This is a genomic window from Protofrankia sp. CiT1 (genome assembly GCF_917627335.1).
Classification (GTDB): domain Bacteria; phylum Actinomycetota; class Actinomycetes; order Frankiales; family Frankiaceae; genus Protofrankia.
In genome coordinates this window covers 20,417-22,723 of the sequence record NZ_CAKJTP010000070.1, presented here as the reverse complement: position 1 = coordinate 22,723, position 2,307 = coordinate 20,417, and the positions used below count along the sequence as shown (strand labels likewise).

3 protein-coding genes are annotated in these 2,307 nt (G+C 70.8%); 1 reads left to right on the top strand and 2 read right to left on the bottom strand.

All coding sequences use genetic code 11. The annotated features are described in order from the left end of the window. The first annotated feature begins 31 nt into the window (after positions 1 to 31). Positions 32 to 1,465: an ATP-binding protein gene (locus MJ785_RS13060; protein WP_239381130.1), complete on the top strand. Its 1,434-nt coding sequence runs from the start codon at positions 32 to 34 to the stop codon at positions 1,463 to 1,465. Between the two features lie 43 nt (positions 1,466 to 1,508). On the opposite strand, the gene MJ785_RS13055 is transcribed toward MJ785_RS13060, so the two are convergent. Together MJ785_RS13055 and MJ785_RS13050 are read right to left on the bottom strand one after the other, a co-directional pair. Then, the gene (locus tag MJ785_RS13055; RefSeq protein ID WP_239381128.1) at positions 1,509 to 1,829 is read right to left on the bottom strand and encodes a hydrogenase/urease maturation nickel metallochaperone HypA; all 321 of its coding nucleotides are present in this window, start codon (positions 1,827 to 1,829) and stop codon (positions 1,509 to 1,511) included. Next, on the bottom strand, positions 1,822 to 2,307 hold a 486-nt coding region (locus MJ785_RS13050; protein WP_239308866.1), incomplete at its 5' end, for a HyaD/HybD family hydrogenase maturation endopeptidase. The genes MJ785_RS13055 and MJ785_RS13050, both read right to left, overlap by 8 nt.

Here is a 2,307-nt window from a genome sequence, read left to right as displayed (position 1 = left end):
AAGCGATCTATGTTGAGCGGGGAGCAGCACCGTGGAATTCAGCGGCAGGACGTCCGACATCGATCTCCTGGACGGCCAGCTCCGGCAGGTGGCAACCGGCCAGGGCGGCACCCGCGGACGCGCACTGATCATGACTGGCCGGCGCCGAGTGGGGAAGTCCCGGCTGGCCCAGGAGTTCTGCGATCGTTCGGGCGTACCGTATGTGATCTTCCAGGCGACGCGGGGCCGCAATCCCATCGCGGAACGGACCGACTTCACCGAGACACTGGCCCAGTCCGCCCTGCCCGGCGCGGAACTCGCCGCGGGCATGGGCACGGCCGACTGGAACCACGCCCTGCGCGCTCTCGCCGTCGCCGTCCCCGACGCCACACCCAGCATCGCGGTGATCGACGAGGTGCCATGGCTGGTCGAGCAGGACCGTGAGTTCGAGGGCGCGTTGCAGACGGTGTGGGACCGCCACCTGTCCGCGAAGCCCGTCCTGCTCCTCCTCGTGGGCAGTGACATGTCCGTCATGGAGGCGCTGGGGCACTACGGCCGCCCGTTCTTCGGACGGGCGGCAACAATGATCGTCCGGCCACTGCACCTGGCCGACGTCCAGTCCATCACCGGGCTGCCGGCCGGCGACGCAATGGACGCACTACTGATCACCGGCGGTTTTCCCGAGGTTGTCCAGGCATGGCAGGGCGGGATGAGCCGTGACGACTACCTCCGCCAAGCGCTCGCCAACCCGCTGTCCCCGCTGCTCATGGCGGGTGAGCTCACGCTGCTCGGGGAGTTTCCCGAAGCCTCCCAGGCCCGCGCCGTGCTGGCGGCGCTCGGCAGCGGAGAACGTACTTTCACCGCGATCGCCACCGCGGCCGGCGGAGCGAGCCCGCTGGCGTCGGGCACGCTGTCCCCCATCCTGACCATGCTGCTCGACAAGCAGGTCGTCGCGGCCGACAGCCCGCTGTCCAGCCGGCCCGACACGAAGAACAAGCGTTACCGGATCGCGGACCCCTACCTCCGGTTCTGGCTGACTTTTCTCGACCGTGGCATTCCGCTGGTGGAGCGGGGCCGCGGTGATGTCGTCCTCACCCGTATCGAACGTTCGTGGACCACCTGGCGTGGCCGGGCCGTCGAACCGGTCGTCCGAGAAGCCCTTCTTCGGCTGCTACCGGACGAGGCCTGGCCCGGCACCGAAGCGATCGGCGGCTGGTGGAACCGCCAGAACAATCCCGAGATCGACATCGTCGGTGCCGACCGCGCACCCGCCGCGGGGAAGGTCCACTTCCTGGGTTCCATCACATGGCTGGAGAACCAGCCCTTTGGGCGGCGTGACTACGACAGCCTTGTCCGCGACATGCTCGCCGTCCCCGGCGTCGAGCCTGGAACACCCCTGGTGGCGGTCTCCCGCCGCGGCGTCGCCGACAGCCTCCCCCTCGCGGCGCACTGGGGGCCGGCCGATCTGATCCAAGCCTGGCGTTGACACCAGCCCTGCTGATCATCGGCTCGGCTCGTGGCCGGCGCGGTCAGGTCATCCAGTCGACAATGGCCAGCTCGTCCGCTGCCGCGATGACGATCCCGTTGCCGCCGCAGGACGGGCACGGATCGAGACGTCCGCCGTCGTACTCACAGCCGCAGGCGAAGCAGCGCAGCCGGTCGGCCGCGTTGCGCCATTCCACGTGGCTGGCTTCGAGACAGGTGCCAGTGGCCGCACCGTGCCACGCCGCGGCGGCGGCGTCGATGTCGACGCCGCCGCCGATCGCGAGCACCACCGTCCGTACCCGTGCTCCCGCGCTCGCGTCGACGAGCGCGGCGACCGCGGCCCGCGCGAGACCGGCCTCATGCATCTGTGGGCACCTGCGCTCCCCGATCTGTCACTCCCCAGCCGGCCAGGATGCTCCGGGCCGCGGCCACCATCTCCGTGACGCTGGAGTCGATCAACGGACTCAGCCCCCAGCGGTCCGCGATGGACTCGGGCACGACGCCGACCAGCGCGACATGCTGGGGAGCGCAGCCCGCGAGCTCCGCCGCGGACAGGGCGTCCACGAGACCGACGTCGTGCGCGCTCGCGCGCACTCCGTGGCCGCGCCGCACGTCGCCGTCCCCGATGACGATCACATCACCCGGCCGGCCCTGCGCGCTCGCCACCGCGTCGAGGATGAGCACCGCCCGGCGGCCGGCCAGGTAGGGCATGAGCATGAGCCCGAGCGTCCCGCCGTCGAGCACCTCCACGCCCGGGACGGGGACGGCACCCAGCCGCCGGGCCGCGACCACGCCGACGCCGTCGTCACCCAACAGCTCGTTGCCGATACCCAGGACCAGAAC

What these genes read in the sequence shown, in the direction of transcription:
- MJ785_RS13055 (WP_239381128.1), bottom strand. Translation starts at nt 1,829, where the DNA reads ATGCATGAGGCCGGTCTCGCGCGGGCCGCGGTCGCCGCGCTCGTCGAC.